This window comes from Rhodanobacter sp. ANJX3 (assembly GCF_014200755.1).
In the GTDB taxonomy this organism is placed as follows: Bacteria; Pseudomonadota; Gammaproteobacteria; order Xanthomonadales; family Rhodanobacteraceae; genus Rhodanobacter.
On the sequence record NZ_JACHCM010000007.1, the window covers coordinates 82,495 to 100,126 of the forward strand.

Annotated in this window: 15 protein-coding genes; 8 read left to right on the forward strand and 7 right to left on the reverse strand. The window is 63.6% G+C overall.

Going from position 1 to position 17,632, the window contains the following annotated elements; all coding sequences use genetic code 11:
* Window positions 1-27: 27 nt before the first annotated feature.
* Window positions 28-2,979, reverse strand: coding sequence for a valine--tRNA ligase (locus HDE76_RS17610; protein WP_184509469.1), 2,952 nt, complete (start codon window positions 2,977-2,979; stop codon window positions 28-30).
* A gap of 315 nt (window positions 2,980-3,294) precedes the next feature.
* Between HDE76_RS17610 and HDE76_RS17615 the strand changes: the two genes are divergently transcribed.
* Entirely contained in the window at window positions 3,295-4,284 is a 990-nt protein-coding gene (locus HDE76_RS17615) for a glycoside hydrolase family 16 protein (RefSeq protein ID WP_343205732.1), read from the forward strand.
* A 176-nt stretch (window positions 4,285-4,460) separates the two neighbouring features.
* On the opposite strand, the gene HDE76_RS17620 is transcribed toward HDE76_RS17615, so the two are convergent.
* The 5 genes from HDE76_RS17620 to HDE76_RS17640 all read right to left on the reverse strand — a co-directional run bounded on the left by HDE76_RS17620 (window position 4,461) and on the right by HDE76_RS17640 (window position 8,561).
* Window positions 4,461-5,222, reverse strand: a complete 762-nt coding sequence (locus tag HDE76_RS17620; RefSeq protein ID WP_184509470.1) for a short-chain dehydrogenase/reductase — start codon at window positions 5,220-5,222, stop codon at window positions 4,461-4,463.
* Between the two features lie 207 nt (window positions 5,223-5,429).
* Window positions 5,430-6,494, reverse strand: coding sequence for a uroporphyrinogen decarboxylase (hemE, locus tag HDE76_RS17625; RefSeq protein ID WP_184509472.1), 1,065 nt, complete (start codon window positions 6,492-6,494; stop codon window positions 5,430-5,432).
* 1 nt (window position 6,495) lies between these two features.
* Window positions 6,496-6,756 (reverse strand): WGR domain-containing protein, encoded by a 261-nt coding sequence (locus HDE76_RS17630; protein WP_179477479.1) that lies wholly within the window; start codon window positions 6,754-6,756, stop codon window positions 6,496-6,498.
* 156 nt (window positions 6,757-6,912) lie between these two features.
* Window positions 6,913-8,010 (reverse strand): 3-dehydroquinate synthase, encoded by a 1,098-nt coding sequence (gene aroB, locus HDE76_RS17635; RefSeq protein ID WP_184509474.1) that lies wholly within the window; start codon window positions 8,008-8,010, stop codon window positions 6,913-6,915.
* Window positions 8,007-8,561 carry a shikimate kinase gene (locus tag HDE76_RS17640; protein WP_184509476.1) on the reverse strand — a complete coding sequence of 185 codons (555 nt, stop codon included), beginning with the start codon at window positions 8,559-8,561 and terminating at the stop codon, window positions 8,007-8,009. Before HDE76_RS17640 ends, aroB begins: the two co-directional genes overlap by 4 nt.
* A 61-nt stretch (window positions 8,562-8,622) precedes the next feature.
* Between HDE76_RS17640 and HDE76_RS17645 the strand changes: the two genes are divergently transcribed.
* Entirely contained in the window at window positions 8,623-9,465 is an 843-nt protein-coding gene (locus tag HDE76_RS17645; RefSeq protein WP_184509478.1) for an SDR family oxidoreductase, read from the forward strand.
* 32 nt (window positions 9,466-9,497) lie between these two features.
* A complete protein-coding gene (locus tag HDE76_RS17650) occupies window positions 9,498-9,833 on the forward strand; it encodes a YbjQ family protein (protein WP_179477474.1) in 336 nt (111 codons plus the stop codon).
* Window positions 9,834-9,861: 28 nt separating this feature from the next.
* Here the strand turns inward: HDE76_RS17650 and HDE76_RS17655 are convergent, their stop codons facing one another.
* Entirely contained in the window at window positions 9,862-10,695 is an 834-nt protein-coding gene (locus HDE76_RS17655; RefSeq protein WP_184509480.1) for a kinase, read from the reverse strand.
* 197 nt (window positions 10,696-10,892) lie between these two features.
* Here HDE76_RS17655 and pdxH point away from each other — a divergent pair, with 197 nt between their 5' ends.
* The 5 genes from pdxH (at window position 10,893) to pgaB (ending at window position 17,631) form a co-directional block, all read left to right on the forward strand.
* The gene (gene pdxH / locus HDE76_RS17660; protein WP_179477586.1) at window positions 10,893-11,480 is read left to right on the forward strand and encodes a pyridoxamine 5'-phosphate oxidase; all 588 of its coding nucleotides are present in this window, start codon (window positions 10,893-10,895) and stop codon (window positions 11,478-11,480) included.
* Window positions 11,477-11,917: a secondary thiamine-phosphate synthase enzyme YjbQ gene (locus HDE76_RS17665; RefSeq protein WP_184509481.1), complete on the forward strand. Its 441-nt coding sequence runs from the start codon at window positions 11,477-11,479 to the stop codon at window positions 11,915-11,917. Before pdxH ends, HDE76_RS17665 begins: the two co-directional genes overlap by 4 nt.
* A gap of 18 nt (window positions 11,918-11,935) precedes the next feature.
* Window positions 11,936-12,748: an ABC transporter substrate-binding protein gene (locus HDE76_RS17670; RefSeq protein WP_184509483.1), complete on the forward strand. Its 813-nt coding sequence runs from the start codon at window positions 11,936-11,938 to the stop codon at window positions 12,746-12,748.
* Between the two features lie 424 nt (window positions 12,749-13,172).
* Window positions 13,173-15,716: a hypothetical protein gene (locus HDE76_RS17675; RefSeq protein WP_255481658.1), complete on the forward strand. Its 2,544-nt coding sequence runs from the start codon at window positions 13,173-13,175 to the stop codon at window positions 15,714-15,716.
* A gap of 10 nt (window positions 15,717-15,726) precedes the next feature.
* The gene (gene pgaB, locus HDE76_RS17680) at window positions 15,727-17,631 is read left to right on the forward strand and encodes a poly-beta-1,6-N-acetyl-D-glucosamine N-deacetylase PgaB (RefSeq protein ID WP_184509487.1); all 1,905 of its coding nucleotides are present in this window, start codon (window positions 15,727-15,729) and stop codon (window positions 17,629-17,631) included.
* Window position 17,632 lies beyond the last annotated feature (1 nt).

The following is a 17,632-nucleotide window of genomic DNA, read 5'->3' on the forward strand; positions in this document are numbered from 1 at the left end:
CTCCCTCTCGCTAGCCTCAGAGCCACCTTAACCAAGTTTCTGCGCCTGTTCGCGCAAAGCGACGATCTGCTGGGTCCAGTCGGCGATGCGTTGGCGTTCCTGCTGCACGACTTCCGCCGGGGCATTGGCGACGAAGTTGGCGTTACCGAGTTTGCCTTCGCATTTTTTGATTTCGGTTTCGATGCGCGTGATTTCCTTGGTCAGCCGCGACTTTTCCGCGTCCAGATCGATCAGGCCGGCCAGCGGAATCATGACGCGCAGTGCGCCTACCACCGCGGCCGCGGCGGCAGGCTCGGCGGCGCCGCTGTCGATCCACTGCGGCGCCTCGACGCGGGCGAGAAAGCCGATCTGCGCGGCGAATTTGGCGATGCGCGAGCGATCGCTGGCGTCGCCGTCGGCGAGCAGCAGCGGAATGATTTTCGCAGGCGAGATGTTCATCTCCGAGCGAATCCGGCGGACGCCGCCGAGCACGTTCTTGAACCACTCGACCTCGGCGGCGGCCGCGTCGTCGCCGGCGTAGTCGTCTGCCCGTGGGTACGCACATTCGAGGATCAGCGCGCTGGACGCTGCTGCTGTGGATGCCCCTGCGCTCTTCGCGGTCGCGGGCAACTCCTGCCAGATCTCCTCGGTAATGAAGGGAACGACCGGATGCAGCGCACGCAGCACCGACTCCAGCACCACCAGCAGGGTGCGGCGGGTGGATGCCGCGGCGACCGTATCGTCTCCAGCCAGCGCCGGCTTGGACAGTTCCAGAAACCAGTCGCAGAACTCGTTCCAGACGAACTCGTACAGCGCCTGCGCCAGATGGTCGAAGCGATAGCTGGCGAAGTGCTGTTCCACTTCACCCAGGGTCTGCTTGAGGCGGGTAAGAATCCAGCGCTCCGCTTCGGTGGCCGGTGCGCTGGCGGCCGCGGCGATCTCACCTTCCGCTACGTTCATCAGCACGAAGCGCGCCGCATTCCATAGCTTGTTGCAGAACGCCTTGTAGCCCTCGGCACGCTTGATGTCGAAGTTGATGGTGCGGCTGTAGCTGGCCAGCGCGGCAAAGGTGAAGCGCAGCGCATCGGTGCCGATCGACGGAATGCCGTCGGGGTAATCCTTGCGGATGCGCTTTTCGACTTTTTCGCGCACCTGAGGAATCAACAGCGACTTGGTCGATTTCTCCAGCAGCGGCTGCAGCTCGATGCCGTCGATCAGATCGAGCGGGTCCAGCGTATTGCCCTTGGACTTGGACATCTTCTTGCCTTCCGCGTCGCGCACGATGGCGTTGATGTACACCTCGCGAAACGGAATCTGGCCGGTGAAGTACTTGGTCGCCATCACCATGCGCGCGACCCAGAAAAAGATGATGTCGAAGCCGGTCACCAGCACCGCGCTGGGCAGGAAAATCTTGTCCTCCGCCCAGTTGGCGATGACCTCGCCGCGCTCGTTTTTCACCGGTCCGTCGGCCGGCCAGCCGAGCGTGGAAAAGGGCCACAGCGCCGAACTGAACCACGTATCCAGCACGTCCTCGTCCTGGCGCAGCGCGCCGACCGGCGGCGTGTCGGCGTTGGCGCGCGCATCGGCTTCGTCTTCGCCGACGAAGATGTTGCCCGCTTCGTCGTACCAGGCCGGAATGCGATGGCCCCACCAGAGCTGGCGGCTGATGCACCAGTCCTGGATGTTGTCCAGCCACTGGGTATAGGTGCTGGTCCAGTTCTCCGGCACAAATTTGATGTCACCCGAACGCACGGCGTCGAGCGCCGGTTCAGTGATCGCCTTGCGGCCGCCCGGACGTCCATCCGTCTGGACGTCCGTCGTGAGGTCGATAAACCACTGGTCGGTCAGCATCGGCTCGATCACCGCGTCGGAGCGATCGCTCACCGGTACCTGCAGCTTGTGCGGTTTGATCTCTACCAAAAGACCGAGCGAATCTAGCTCGGCGATTATGAGCTTGCGCGCGTCGTAGCGGTCTAAACCCTGATATTTTTCAGGGATGCCAATATCTACGGCCATATCGATATAGTTCGTGCGGACTTTACCGGCGCCGCCCGGTTTACCAACTCTGTCCATCCAATCTATGTCGCTGACAACCTTTGCCGCCAAATTAAAGATGTTGAACTGCGGTAGGTTGTGGCGCTTTCCGATGGCGTAATCATTGAAATCGTGTGCAGGAGTAATTTTTACAGCGCCTGTACCGAATTCTGGATCAACGTATTCGTCCAAAATGACCGGAATTTCTCGACCGGTGATAGGTAAGCGCAATCGCTTGCCATGCAAGTGCTTGTAGCGTGCATCTTCAGGATGGATGGCAACGGCTGCATCGCCGAGCATGGTCTCGGGCCGAGTAGTGGCAATAACTACTTCATTGTTGCCGTCAACGGTTTTATAGCGGACGTACCACATCGACCCATCGCGCTCGACGTTGTTTACTTCCAGATCGGACACCGCCGTGCCCAGCACCGGGTCCCAGTTCACCAGCCGGTTGCCGCGATAGATCAGGCCCGCGCGATACCATTCGACGAACACCTTGCGCACCGCGGCGGACAAACCCTCGTCCATGGTGAAGCGCTCACGCGACCAGTCGGCTGCGGTGCCGATGCGGCGCATCTGGTGGGTGATGGTGGAGCCGGATTCTTCCTTCCACTTCCATACGCGTTCGACGAAAGCCTCGCGGCCGAGGTCGTGGCGGGTCTGATTTTCCACCGCAAGCTGGTTTTCGACGATCTTCTGCGTGGCGATGCCGGCGTGGTCGGTGCCCACCTGCCACAGCGTGTTCATGCCGCGCATGCGCTGATAGCGCACCAGCATGTCCATCACCGTTTGCTGAAACGCATGACCCATATGCAGGGTGCCGGTGACGTTCGGTGGCGGCAGCAGAATGCAATACGGCTCGCCCCGGCTCTTGTCGTCAGGAGCCGCAGGCTTGAACGCACCGCTGGCTTCCCAGTGTGCGTACCATTTGGACTCGATCTGGGCGGGTTCGAAACTCTTTTCCATGGGGACTCGCAATGGCGCCTCGTCGAAGGCGCACGGGTAGGCAACGGCAAAACCCCATTGTACGGGGCGCGGATAGGGCTGCCAAAGCCTTCGTCGAGGGCATGCCAGCGTGATCGGTCGGCGCGTTGGCAAGCGCTCGGGAGATCGGCGTTCACCCGAGGCTATGTTTTGAGCCGGGACTATAGGCAGGCATAGAGCTATCGCGCGTCCTCAATCTTGAGGTCGCCGTATGTGGCAATAACATCCCGATACGGGCTTCGGCTGGATCGGGGTGTGGTGCGAGCAAAAAGATTTCGATTTCAAAAAGGTTTTTGCGTGCGATCGACCCCCAATTATTTGCTGGAAACCATGGAGTTATGTTGTCGCTGGCCCAGGCAGCGTGTGCTGCGGATACTGGTCGGCGGTGCCATCGGCATCGGCACGGCGATGGGCATCCCGAGCGCACACGCCACCATCCCCAAGCCTGCGGGCTGGACGCTGCAGTTCGGCGATGATTTCAATGGCGCCGCCGACAGGCTGCCCTCGCGCACGCGCTGGCTGCTCGACACCGGGCATCGATATCCCTCGGGGCCGCCACAGTGGGGCACGGGGGAGATCCAGACCTATACCGCCAATAAGGCGAATGTCGGTCTGGACGGGCAGGGTCATTTACGCATTACGCCGCTTCGCGATAAATCCGGCAACTGGACCTCGGCCCGCCTCGAGACCCGGCAAGGCAACTTCAAGCCGCCCGTACACGGCGTGCTGCGCATCGAAGCGCGCATCCAGATGCCTTATGTCGCCGACCAGGCGGCCCAGGGTTACTGGCCGGCGTTCTGGGCGCTTGGTCAGAGCTATCGAAAGGATGGTCTGTGGCCCAAGGCGGGCGAATTCGACATCATGGAAAACGTCAACGGCATCAACAGTGTCTGGGGCATCCTGCACTGTGGCGTTTATCCCGGCGGCCCATGCGGTGAGCCGAATGGCCTGGGTCGTCGCGCGTCATGCGATGCCACCACCTGCCAGGCGGCGTTCCATGTCTACACGTTCGAATGGGATCGCAGCGTATCGCCCATGCAAATCCGCTGGTATGTCGACGGCAAACTCTACGACCACGTATCGCAAAACCAGCTGCCAGCGGCGACATGGAACGAAATTACCGGTCAGGGCGGCTATTTTCTTCTGCTGAACGTCGCGATGGGCGGTGGATTTTCGTATGCCATGGCGGGCGGCGTGCCGACGCCCAATGAAAAGACCGAGCCGGGGCACCCGATGCTGGTGGACTATGTGGCGGTATGGACGAAGGCAAGTGCCGACAAGCACTGATTTTCCACGGCGAGAGTTCGTGCGTTTGGGCGCGATCACGCCGTAGGTTGGGCTGAGCAAAGCGATGCCCAACGGCACGCGGCGAAAACGCTGGCAGGTCGCTGGACGTTGGGATTCACTTCGTTCACCGCCAACCCACCAAGCATCGCCAACCTACCAAGCGTCGTATTTTTCGGCTATGCCGCACCGTCGATCGTCAACACCGTGCCAGACGTGTAGCCCGACAGCGGGCTGGCGAGAAACGCCACGGCGGCTGCAATCTCCGACGGCTTGGCGGGGCGTCCGAAGGGCATGGTATTGAACATCTCGCTCCAGCGCTCGGCGTCGCCCAGCTCGCGCTGCGCATTGGCGCGTTGCATGGTTTCCAGTCGCTTGGTTTCAACCGGGCCCGGATTGATGGCGACGATGCGAATGCCGTCGACGTGGCTGCCGCGCGCAAGCGCCTTGGTGAAGGCCATCAGCGCCGCATTGCCCGTGGCGCCGGCGATATAGCCCGGCGGCAGCGATTGACCCGCTGCTCCGATCACGTTGACGATCACGCCCTGCTTGCGTTTCGCCATCGTCGGATAGACCGCCCGACTGAGCGAGATATAGCCGAAGACTTTCAAATCCCACGCGTTGCGCCAGGCCGCGTCGTCGATGGCCGTGAGCGTGCCGGGCGGAATCGCGCCGGCGTTGTTGACCAAGATGTCGATCTCGCCGGCCCAGTCGGCGACCGCACGCACGGTCGCATCCGTCGACAGGTCGGCCGCCATGGTTTCCACCTGCACCGGAAAACGAGCGCGCAGCGCGGTGGCGAGTTCTTCCAGCGCGGCGCCGTCGCGGGCGACCAGGCGAAGATCGCAACCCTCGCTCGCCAGCAGCTCGGCAACGGCTTGGCCGATGCCTTTGGAGCCACCGGTGATCAGTACGCGTTTGCCGGCAAGCTGCAGATCCATGAGGTTGTCCCGATAGTGGCTCGAAGAGTGCGAGGTATATCAGGACCGCGGTCATGGCGGCGTAAAGCGGCGCAGGCCGATGGCTTATCCGAGTATCGGAATGAACTCAACACGGGAGCCACTGGCGTGTTGCGGAAAAGCCGGCGCATCCTGGCAAGCACCAGCTCTTCATCCCGGCCTTCTCCCCAAGGGGGAAGGGGCAAAGTATCAGCCGCGCAGCGTTTTCCCGTAGGCGTGCACTTCATCCACCAGTACGTTTACATGCTCGGGATCGACTTCCGGCGTGATGCCGTGGCCGAGATTGAACACGTGGCCGGGATGACGGCCGTAGCTGTCGAGTACGGCGCGCGCTTCCCGGCGAATCACGTCGGGGCCGGCGCGCAAGATCGCTGGATCCAGATTCCCCTGCAGCGCCACGCGGCCGCCGACCGCGGCGCGGGCATCGGCCAAGTCGATGGTCCAGTCGACGCCAAGCGCGGTGCAGCCGGTGTCGGCCAGTGCGCCCAGATGCTGACCGGCGCCCTTGGAGAACAGCACGATCGGCAGCTCGGCGCTGTGCGGGCTGGCTTTCAATGCATCGACGACGCGGGCCATATAGCGTAGCGAGAATTCGCGGAACGGCGCGGGTCCCAGCAGGCCGCCCCAAGTGTCGAACACCATCAGCGTCTGCGCACCGGCGGCGGCCTGGGCGATGAGATAGGCGGCGACGGCCTGCGCCAGGGTGTCGAGCAGCTGGTGCGCGAGCTTCGGCTCGTTCCAGCACATCGCTTTGAGCGTGGCGAAATCCTTCGAGCCGGCGCCCTCGACCATGTAGCAGGCCAGCGTCCACGGGCTGCCGGAAAAGCCGATCAGCGGCACGCGGCCATCGAGTTCTTTTCGAATCAAGCGCACCGCGTCCATCACGTAGCGCAGCTCGGCGTCCATATCCGGCACGGCGAGCTTCTCGATGTCGCCGCGCGTGCGCACGGGATGCGCGAAGCGCGGGCCTTCGCCCTGCGCAAACGTCAGGCCCAAGCCCATCGCATCGGGAATGGTCAGGATGTCGGAAAACAGAATTGCCGCGTCCAGATCGAAGCGTTCCAGCGGCTGCAGGGTGACTTCGCAGGCCAGCTCGGGATTCTGCGCCAGCGCCATGAAGCTGCCGGCGCGGCTGCGGGTGGCGCGATATTCGGGCAGGTAACGGCCGGCCTGGCGCATCACCCAGATCGGCGTGGTGTCGGTCGGCTCGCGGCGCAGCGCGCGCAGGAAGCGGTCGTTCTTGAGGGTATTCATTTCAGCGCCCGTACGGGCCTTCCTGCCCTTGCGCAAACATCACGCGGAAGCCGCGCTTGAGCTGCGCGTCGCGGGCCTTTTCGAACGCGACCATGGCCTCGTCGCGCTCCAGAAACTGCTCGCGCTTGAGCGAGGCGCGACCGCCCTGATTGCCTGATTCGCGGTACAGCGTCCAGCCCCCGAGCAGATCCTGCTCCAGCGTGATCTGGACATAACGCGGTGCGTCGGTATTTCCGGGCACGGTTTGCATGTAGAGGCGCATGGTTTCCCGAGGGGCGATGCGGCGAGAGATTCCGCAAAGCCTGACATTCTAGAAGGCTGGCGCCTCGGTAGCGAGCGAGTCGGCAAACGAGGTCAGCGGACACCACGGTTAGGCATATCGACGATGGTTATGAAGCGCGATGCAAATCCCAGTGACTCAGCGAGCAATAGCCGCTTCGAGCGTCGCCAGCACAGCCGCTTCATCCACACCCGAAACGATCTCCGCCCGACCGATCCCGTGCCACAGAATCAGCCGCAGCGAACCGGCGGTGTTCTTTTTGTCCAGCCGCATCAGCGCCAGCAGTTGGTGCGGATCCATGCCGGCGGGAATCGCCGTCGGCAGCCCGAGCATGTGCAGCAGGGCCTGCAGGCGCGTGGTGTCGGCGGGTTCGCTCATGCCCAGGCGCTCGGACAGCTGCGCGGCCAGCAGCATGCCCACGGCCACGCCTTCGCCGTGCAGCAGGGTAGTGTAGTGACCGGCGGTTTCTAGCGCGTGGCCGAAGGTGTGGCCGAGGTTGAGCAGGGCGCGCTCGCCCTGTTCGGTTTCGTCGCGTGCCACCACGCCGGCCTTGTAGCGCACCTTGCGCGCAATGGCTTCGAGCAGGGTCGCGCTGTCGCGGGCAGCGAGCCGGTCGGCGTTGTGTTCCAGCCAGTGGAAGAACGGCTCGTCGCCGATCGCCGCACCTTTCACTACTTCGGCCAGCCCGGCGCGGTATTCGCGGTCGGGCAGGGTGATCAGCGTATCGATATCGGCAAACACCGCGCGCGGCTGATGGAACGCGCCGACCAGGTTCTTGCCGGCCGGCAAGTTGACGCCGGTCTTGCCGCCGACCGAGGAGTCGACCATCGCCAGCAGGGTCGTCGGCATCTGGATGAAATCGATGCCGCGCATCCAGCACGCCGCGGTGAAGCCGGCCATGTCGCCGATCACGCCGCCGCCGAGCGCGATGATGCAGGCGTCGCGGGTGGCACCGAGCTTGGCCAGCGCGTCCAACGCCACGCCGATGTTGGCGAAGCTCTTGTGCGCCTCGCCATCCTCCAGCAGCAGCGACGACCACGACAGGCCTTCCAGCCCTTTGGCCACGTGATCGAGATACAGCGGCGCGACGGTGGTGTTGCTCATGACCAACACGTGCTTGCCGCGCAGCGAATCGCGCCACAGCGCATGATCGGCCAGCAGGCCGCTGCCGATGGAGACGAGATAGCTGCGCTCGCCGAGCGCAACGGTGACGGTTTCGATGGCAGGAAGGTTCATGCGGTCTGCTGTGAGGTGAGCGGAAGGCGCTGCCAGTCATGATCGATCAGCGCGATGCTGCGTTCGGTGGCGCTGGTCACGCTGCCGTGTTCGCCCGGTACGGCAAGGTCGGCGATGTCGCGATACAAGGGTTCCCGAATCTGCGCCATCGCCTGCAGCCGCTCGTGCCGATCGGCGACCTCGAGCAGTGGGCGATGATGGTCGCGCTCGAGCCGCTCAAGCTGCTGCGCGATGCTGGCCTGCAGCCATACCACGTAGCCGCGTTCGATCATGTGCCTGCGGTTGAGCGCGGCCAGCACGGCACCGGCGCCGGTCGCCATCAGCACGCCGCCGCGTCGGCTGCACTCGTCGATGGCGGCGCTCTCGCGCTGGCGAAAGCCCACTTCGCCTTCAAGCTCGAACACGGTGCTCACATCGACGCCGCAGTGGCGCTCGATCTCCTGATCGATATCGACGAACGGCAGTCCATAATGCACGGCAAGGCGACGTCCGATGGACGTTTTGCCGGCGCCGGTCGGGCCGATGATGAACAGGTTGTGCGACGGATTCATGGGTAAATGCTAACAGGGCGCGCGACGGCGGCTGTAGCGAGGTTGCTGGGGAGGAGGCTGCATGAGCGAACGCGTATTGGTGGCGGGCTGTGGCAACGTGGGCCTGCGTGTGGCGAAGCAGTTGCTGGCGCGTGGCGATCAGGTGTGGGCGTTACGCCGTCGACCACCGCCCAGCGACGACAGCGGCATCCGGTGGCTGAGTGGCGATCTCACTGACGCCAATAGCCTGCGCGCGCTGCCCCGCGGCATCACCCAGCTCGTGTATCTACCCACGCCCGATCGGCGCGACGAGGCGGCCTATCGCGCCACGTTCGTCGACGGCTTGCGTCATGTAATGGCGGCGCTTGATCGCGCCACGCTGTACCGCGTGTTGTTCGTCTCTTCCAGTGCGGTTTACGGCGATCACGACGGTGGCTGGGTGGATGAAGCGACGCCGACAGCACCGTACGGCTTCAATGGCAAGGTGCTCCTGGACGCGGAGCAGTGGCTGTCGACGCAGCCGGTCAGCTCGATCACTCTGCGGCTGGCCGGCCTGTATGGTCCAGGCCAGTTGCACCTGCTCGATCGCCTGCGCGCCGGCCAGGTTCGCGTGCCGCGCCAGACGAAACATTGGGCCAACCGTATCCATACCGACGACGCCGCCGCGGCGATCGTGCATCTGCTGCAGCTCGACTGTCCCCTTTCGCTCTATCTGGGCGCCGACGACACGCCGCTGCCGCTCGACGTTTTGTACGACGCGCTGGCGGCGCTGATGGGGGTTGATCCGCCGCAGGACGGACCGCCGCCCGCCGGCATCGGCAGCAAACGGCTCAGCAACGCGCGACTGCGCGCCAGCGGCTTCGTGCCGCGCTGGCCGGATTCGCGCGAGGGTTATGCTGCCGCGGTAGCCAGCTCATCCACCTGAACACGCTCAACTAATGCAGCAGGAGAAGCATCATGGCCAATAGCATTGCGCATCACCAAGTCAGTACCACCAACGACATTCCCGGTCGTCGGATCGTTCGATCATTCGGCATCGTGCGCGGCATTACCGTGCGCTCGCGCAGCGTGATCGGCAATTTCGGTGCGGCCCTGCAGACCCTTGTAGGCGGCAATATCTCGATCTATGCCGAGCTGTGCGAGAAGGCGCGTGAGGACGCGTTCGAACTGATGCTGCAGCATGCGGCGGCGCTCGGCGCCAACGCGGTGGTGGCGATGCGCTATGACGCCAACGATGTGGCGGAAGGTGTGACCGAGGTGCTGGCGTACGGAACGGCGGTGCTGGTGGAATAGCATCGCTGATTGCAGCGCGACGATTCGATCAGCCGTGATTGAGCGCGATCACGTGGCGGTCGTCGTCATATTCGACGCAGCTGTCGGCCAGCGCGGGCAGCGTCGCCAGCGCATGCCGGCTCAGGCGCTCGTAGTGCGCCAGAAAGCGCACCATCGCCTCGGCCTCCATGGCCAGCGGCGCATGCCGGGCCAGTAGATTCTCTTCTTGTTCGCTGCGCCAGCGGCGCACGATGTCCCAGCTCGGCGCCTGCAGCACGATCAGCGCATCGAATTTGCGCCACAGCGGCTGATAGCCGCGCAACTGCTTGTTGACCCAATGGCGCCAGCTGCCGTCGGGATCCTCGACGCGCTCCAGTTCGTTCATCGGTTCGGCCAGCGCCGCTTCGCTCTGGGGACGAATGCCAAGCGCCCAGCCTTCCACGATGACCAGCTTGGGCGGCTTGGTCGAGCGCGGCCAGCGCGAGGGCGGAATGCGCGTATCGCGGCCCTTGTCGAAACGCGGGTGCGCGACCGGCAGCTTGTCCGAGGCCTTCGGCAGCGCGGCGAGCACCGACATCATCAGCTCGATCTCGTGCGTGCCCGGCACGCCGCGAGTGCGCAGCAGCGGATGCACCTGATGCGCCAGCGCCTCGCGATCGCTGCGCGAGTAGTAGAAATCATCCAGCGACAGCACCTCGGTATGCCAGCCGCGCGCTTCGGCCTGCGCCTTCATCACCTTGGCCAGCGTGCTTTTGCCGCTGCCCTGCAAGCCGGACAGGCCGAGAATGTACGGCCGGCGCGAGCGTGCGATGCGACCGGCGTACTGATCCAGCAGGTGGCCGGCCAGGGCCTCGTTTTGCGCGCCGCCCTGTACTGCCGTCATGGCGCGAAGCCTGGTTTGCAACCCGCGCTGGCCACCGCCAGGCGGATGCCCTGTAACAGAGGGTCGCGGCAATACGCCATCACGTCGCCTGCATGGGCGATACGGGATAGATGACGCGTTGCACTATCATCGGAAGTGTTCATCTGCGCCATGATGGCGCGAGTTGACCACGATGCAAAAGGAAAGTTTTGACCGCCATGCTCAACCCCGAAATCCTTAGTACGTTTGTGCGCCTGCTGGATGAAGCCAAAGCCAGCGACGACCGTGAACCCACGGCCCTGAGTCTGTCCACCGTGGACGCCTCGGGCCGTGTCGCCTCGCGCATCGTTCTTTTGAAGGAGGTCGACGAACGCGGCTTCCGCTTTTATACCAATTACCAGAGCGACAAGGGCAGCCAGCTCGATGCGCATCCGCAGGTCGCCCTGTGCTTCCACTGGAAGCAGCTTCGCCACGGGGTTCAGGTTCGTGTCGAGGGCGTGGCGCGTAAAGTGCAGCCGGCCGAGTCGGACGCCTATTTTGCCAGTCGGCCCCGGGGCAGCCAGATCGGTGCGTGGGCCTCGCTGCAATCGCAGACGCTGCCCGATCGCGACACGTTCGAGCAGCGCGTGGCCAAGTACGAAAAGGAATTCGAAGGTCGCGATGTGATGCGTCCGCCGCATTGGGGTGGATTCCTGGTCGAGCCGGACATGGTCGAATTCTGGTACGGCGCCGAGTTCCGCCTGCACGAGCGCGTGCGCTGGAATCGCCACGGCCAGACCTGGACCAGCAGGCTGCTTTATCCATGAGTCGGGCGGTGCCTGTCGAGCAGGTTGCACAGCACGGCTTGGTGGTGCCGACGCGCGGCCGCGGCTTCACCGACATCACGGCGCAGGTAGATAACCTGGTTGTTGCGAGCACGGTGCAAACCGGCATCGCCAATATCTTCACCGCGCATACCAGCTGTTCGTTGCTGATCAGCGAAAACGCCGATCCGGCCGTGCGCCGCGATCTGGAGCGCTGGTTTGCGCGCGCGGTGCCCGATGGCGATGCTCTGTTCGAGCACGACGCGGAAGGCCCTGACGATATGCCGGCGCACGTCCGCTGCGCGCTGAGCGGTGTCACGCTGACTGTGCCGGTCAGCGATGGGTGCCTGCAGCTGGGCACCTGGCAGGGCATTTATCTATGGGAGCATCGCACTCGTCCACACCAGCGCAAGGTCACCGTGACGGTGCTGGGGCAATGAGCGCGGGACGCCTGGCATATGGCTGATCGCGAAAGTGCCGATCACTACCCGCAGCGCATCGTCTGTCTGACCGAAGAGCCCACCGAAGTGCTGTATGCGCTCGGCGAGGAGCATCGCATCGTCGGCATCTCAGGCTTTACCGTGCGTCCTGCGCGTGCACGCAAGGAAAAGCCGAAAGTCTCCGCCTTCACCAGCGCCAAGATCGGCGAGATCATGAAGCTGGAGCCGGATCTGGCGATCGGCTTTTCCGATATCCAGGCCGATATCGCGCGCGAGCTGATCAAATGCGGCGTCGAAGTGTGGATCAGCAACCATCGCAGTGTCGACGGCATCCTCGCCTATATTCGCCGCCTCGGCGCAATGGTCGGTGCCGCGGCGAAAGCCGAGGCGTATGCGCAACGCGCCGAGCGGCATATCGCCGACATTCGCGCGTCGGCGGCTGCCTTGCCGCGCCGACCCAAGGTCTATTTCGAGGAATGGGACGAGCCGATCATTACCGGCATCCGCTGGGTCGCCGAGATCATCGGTATCGCCGGCGGCGACGACTGTTTCCCCGAACTCGCGAGCGAACCGTTGGCCAAGCAGCGCATTCTGGCCAACGGCGACGAAGTGATACGCCGCGCGCCCGACATCATCCTCGGCTCGTGGTGCGGCAAACGCTTCCGGTCGGAGAAGGTGGCGGTGCGTCCCGGTTGGGAAACCATTCCGGCAGTGATCCATGGCGATCTTTACGAGATCAAGTCTCCGATCATCCTGCAGCCCGGGCCCGCGGCGCTGTTCGATGGGCTGGATGCGATTCATCGGATCATCGCGACCTGGGCATTAAGCTAAACAATCGTTTTGCCCGATACCGAGCCGACGGATGCATAGCGATGTTTGGGCCATGAGGTTGGAGGCCTGCAGCGATAGAGATAGAATTGAAAGTTTGGCTGGCCTGCATCACGTCAGTTATGCGCGCTGGATCTGCTTGATCAGCATCAATCCGGCATAGGCCGCTGACGGAAGGTAGTGCGATGGAATTGCTGCGAGTCAAGGCGAGTTGCTGGATGAACGAGTGTTGTGTTCTGGGTGTTGCTGCCGATAGCCGCATCTGTGGCTGTTTTGTTATGGATCGGCTATGAATCACATTTTTCGTCTCGTCTGGTGCCGCTCACGCCGGGTTTTGGTCGTCGCATCGGAACTGGCATCTCGATGCCACGGCAGCGCCACCGGCACAGCGGATGGGCGACAGTCGGGATCGAGCAACAAGCTGCTGATGGCAGCGCTTGTCGGCACCAGCGGAGCCTTGTTCGTTTCCGGAGCCTCCGCGCAGTCGGTCGGTGACGGAAAGCTCGATGACCTGCAGTCGCTGGTCGCCAAATACAGCGCGCCCGATGCCGCGTCGCCCGGACAAAATCGCTCCGCCGCTGGCCAGGACGCCCCCGTTGCGGTGCGCGCAAACGTCCGCACGGCGTCGTCGCCCCCCGTCACACGGTCGCCAGCGCCGAAAACGCAGGCTTTGCGGCGTGACCACCAGGAGATCCGTTCCGCCAGCGTAGCCACGTCTGCGACGCACGCCGCAGAGCGCGCCGATAAGAGAAAAACACCGCCAGTGGCCGAGGTAGCCACGACGAAACCGTCAGAGCAGCCGCCGTCGAAATCACCGCAGGCACAGGTGGCAGCAGCGCCTTCGGCGATGTCGGGCGCGGCGCAAAGCGCGCATTTTGCTGCCGCCGATGCTGCCGATCGAAAGCGTTCCTACAAAACGATGGCGCCCCCGGCGCGGTCGTCCAGCGCAGCGGCAACGCCGGATCATGAGACGACGGCAGCGCCGTTGCCGATCAACCGCACAAACCTCGAAACGCGCCAGACACTATGGCAGCGGGCTCAGACAGAACTGGCGGCGGGGCGGCGTTTGCCTGCCCTGGCGGCGTGCGAACAACTGTTGGCGCAATGGCCGAACGACGTACCTGCGCGCCGCATGCAGTGGCAAATTCTGTCCGATCTGGGCGCCACCGCACGCGCGTGGCAATTGGCGCAAGGGATGTCTTCACCACCCGATGCGGCAACCAGCAGGACGTTGCAGGCCGACCTGGCGACGCATGAAATTCGCTGGGCCACGGCGACGCCTGCTGATCCCCGGCAGCCCTATGTTTCCGTCGATCGGGCTGTGGCGGACATCAATAAAGTCATCGCCGAGGCTGACAAAAATCAGCCCGCGTTGGCGGTGCGGGCGCGCACCGATCGCCTGATGGTCGACGATCAGTTAGACCATGGCGCCACCGCGGTCGATACGTATCGCCAGCTGCTGGCCGACAACCATCCTTTGCCAAGTTACGCCAAGGCTGCCGCGGCCGATGCGCTGTTGCAGCAGCGTCATCCATTTGAGGCGGCGACACTCTACGAACAGAGCATTCACGATTTGCCGGGGCCTTATGCTTCAGGCGAGACAGATCCACGTACCGGTCTGATGTATGCCTATCTTGAGTCAGGCCGCAACACCAAGGCGATTGCCCTGGCTGACAAAACGGCGGACTCGCTGAGTGCCTTCAAGCCTCGTCATGGCATCGCACTACCGGTGCGCAATCAGGCAAAGCTGCAGGCCGATCTGAATACGGTACTGGTGCGTGAGTACAGCGGCCTGCTGCCCGACGCGCAGAGCCGTTTGCAGCCGCTGTTGCAGCAGGCGCCGATGAGCGCGCAGCTATGGCGCGAGTTCGGCACTCTGCAGCGAGCCCGGGGCTGGCCGCGCGCCGCCGAGCGCAGCCAGACCATTGCCCTCGGCATCGATCCCAACGACCTGTCCACCAAGCTCGGCGTGCTCGATGACTGGCGTCAGCTGCATGACTATTCGCTGGTGCAGCCGACGCTGACCAAGATTGAAACCGTGCTGCCGCGCAGTCCCGAAGTGCAGCGCGAGCGCGAGTCGTGGGATCGCGAGCGCGGCTGGCAGTTCGATATCGAGCATGATCGTGGACGCGGCAGTACGCCCAACCTGGGTGACTCCGATCATCAGACGCAGGCGACGTTGGCCAGTCCGTTGCTGGACGACCACTGGCGCGTGGAGGGTCTGATCAACCAGACCTCGGCGAACCTTCCGGAAGGTCCTATCGAGCGCGACCGGGCCGGGCTGGGCCTGTTGGGTTACATGCGCGATCTGCAGTTCTATGCCCACGTGCTGGGCGCAGCTGGCGGCCGGGCGAAGGACACGGCGCTGGAGGCTGGCGCCACCTGGGCACCGAGCGATCACTGGGTGTTTGCCGGTGACTGGAACAAGCATGGCGACACCGATCTGCCGATCCGTGCGAGCTATTACGGTATTACCGCCGAAGCGGTGCATGCCAGCGTGCAGTGGCGCGCCAGCGAGCTCACCGAGGCAGGTTTCGGTGTCAACAGCGTGCACTTCAGCGACAACAACAGCAGCAAAGGCTGGCAATCGCACGTGATGCAGCGATTGTTCACCGTGCCGCAGATGACGATCGACGGTGGCCTGGAGGCTGGCAGCAGTCACAACAGCAATGTCGACGTTCCCTACTACAGCCCAGGGCACGTTCGCTGGGCGGCGGTCGACTTGCGCCTGCAGAATTTGCTGTTCCAGCGCTACGAGCAAACGTGGCGACAGAGGATCGATATCCAGGCGGGCACCTATGACGAGCGAGGCCTTGGCTCCAGCTGGATGGCTAGCGCAGGCTATGGACAAAGCATCGAGCCGCGTGCCGGCCTGGCCTTTGGCTGGAAGCTGGGCTGGAGCAGCCAGCCTTATGACGGCAAGCGCGACTCACGAGTCACGCTGGATTTGACCATGCATTGGGGAGAATGAGATGTATGGATTGAACAGAGTCCTGCTGTTGCCGCTGCTGTTCTTTTCGGTGGCCGCCGTAGCGGCCACGCGACCTGTGCCGGATGCGATGGTGCATCCGATACGGGTTACGCCCCCGCTGCCGGCGCTTACCGTTCTGAACTATCACGACGTGGTCGACGACCTGCGCGAAGCCGGTCCGAACGACAGCACCGCGATCACCACCGATCATCTGATTGCGCATTTCGACTGGCTGCTGACCAACGGCTTTCACATGGTCAGTTTCAATGACGTGGTGGCAGCCGTTGAAGGATCGCGCGCGTTACCGCCCAAAGCCGTGCTGCTTACCTTCGATGACGGACTGCAGAGCGCCTACACCCGCGTATTGCCGCTGCTGCGTGCCTACCATTATCCGGCGTTGATGGCGCTGGAAGGCTCGTGGATGGACTTGCCGGAAGGAAAATCGTTCGACTACAACGGCAAGCGCTGCGATCGCCATTGCTTTCTCGATTGGGCGCAGGTTCGTCAGATCCAGGTGTCTGGTTTGGTTGAGATCGCTTCGCACACCTGGGATCTCCATCGCGGCATTGTCGCCAATCCGCAGGGTAACGTGATGCCGGCGGCTGTGACGTCGGCCTACGATGCCGCCGCCGCAAAATACGAGGACGCCGCGACTTATCGCGCTCGCCTGTACGCCGATTTGAAGCACAGCGCCGATGAAATACAGCGCCAGACGGGCCGGCGACCGCGGGCGGTGGTGTGGCCATACGGCACCTTTAACCAAGTGGCGAAGCAGGTCGCCGATTCGGTGGGGCTGGCGTTTTCGCTGAGTCTGGATGACGCCAGTCCTTCGCTGGCGCCGGACAAGACCATCCCACGCGTGCTCATTCCCGACAATATCGGTGTGGATGGCTTGGCGGCGCTCATCTACGACCGGCACGAGGTGCAACCGCAGCGAGTGGTGCAGGTCGATCTGGATTACGTCTACGACCCGAACCCGGCGCAGCAGGAACGAAACCTGTCCGCTCTGCTGGATCGCATCAAGCGGATGGCGCCGACCCAGATATGGCTGCAGGCCTACGCCGACCCGGATGGCAACGGCGTCGCGGAGTCGGTGTACTTTCCCAACCGGCATCTGCCGATGCGGGCCGACCTGTTTTCGCGCGTGGCCTGGCAACTGCAGACCCGCTGTGGGGTGAGGGTGTATGCCTGGCTGCCGGTGCTGGCTTATCGTTTCAAGGAGGCGCCGGGCCTGCCCAGCCTTGGGGCCGCCATGCCAAAAGCCGGCGACGACGTGTACCGGCTGGCCCCCTGGGACCCCCGCGTGCGCCGTATGATCGGCGATGTCTACGAAGATCTGGCACAGCACGCCAATTTTTCCGGCGTGCTGTTTTCCGATGATGCGTTGATGCGCGATGGCGACCATCTGGGCCCCTGGGCGGCGCACACGCCCGCGCAGCGCACGCAAGATCTGATCGACTTCACCACCGCGCTGACGGCGCGCGTGAAACAGTGGCGATCGCAGATCAGGACGGCACGCAATCTGTACGCCACGCCAGTGCTTCGGCCAGAGGCGGAAGCGTGGTTCGCACAGAGTCTTCCGGCCTTTCTGAGGGCTTATGACTACGTCGGCCTGATGGCCATGCCGCAATTGGACAAGCGTTCGCCAACCGATCAGTGGTTCCAGCAGTTGGTCGATGCGGTAGCTCGCGAAAAAAGCGGCCTCGATCACACGGTGTTCGAGCTGGCGAGCAAGGACTGGCGAAACGGCCAGCCGATTCCGGCGCAGGTGCTGGGCGAACAGATACGTCTGCTGCAGGAGCGCGGCGCGCGAGATGTCGGCTATTACCCCGATGACTTCGTCAATGGACAGCCGGCGCTTGAGGCCATTCGCCCGTTCATTTCTGGGTCCGACTTTCCGTACAAGTCACGCTGAG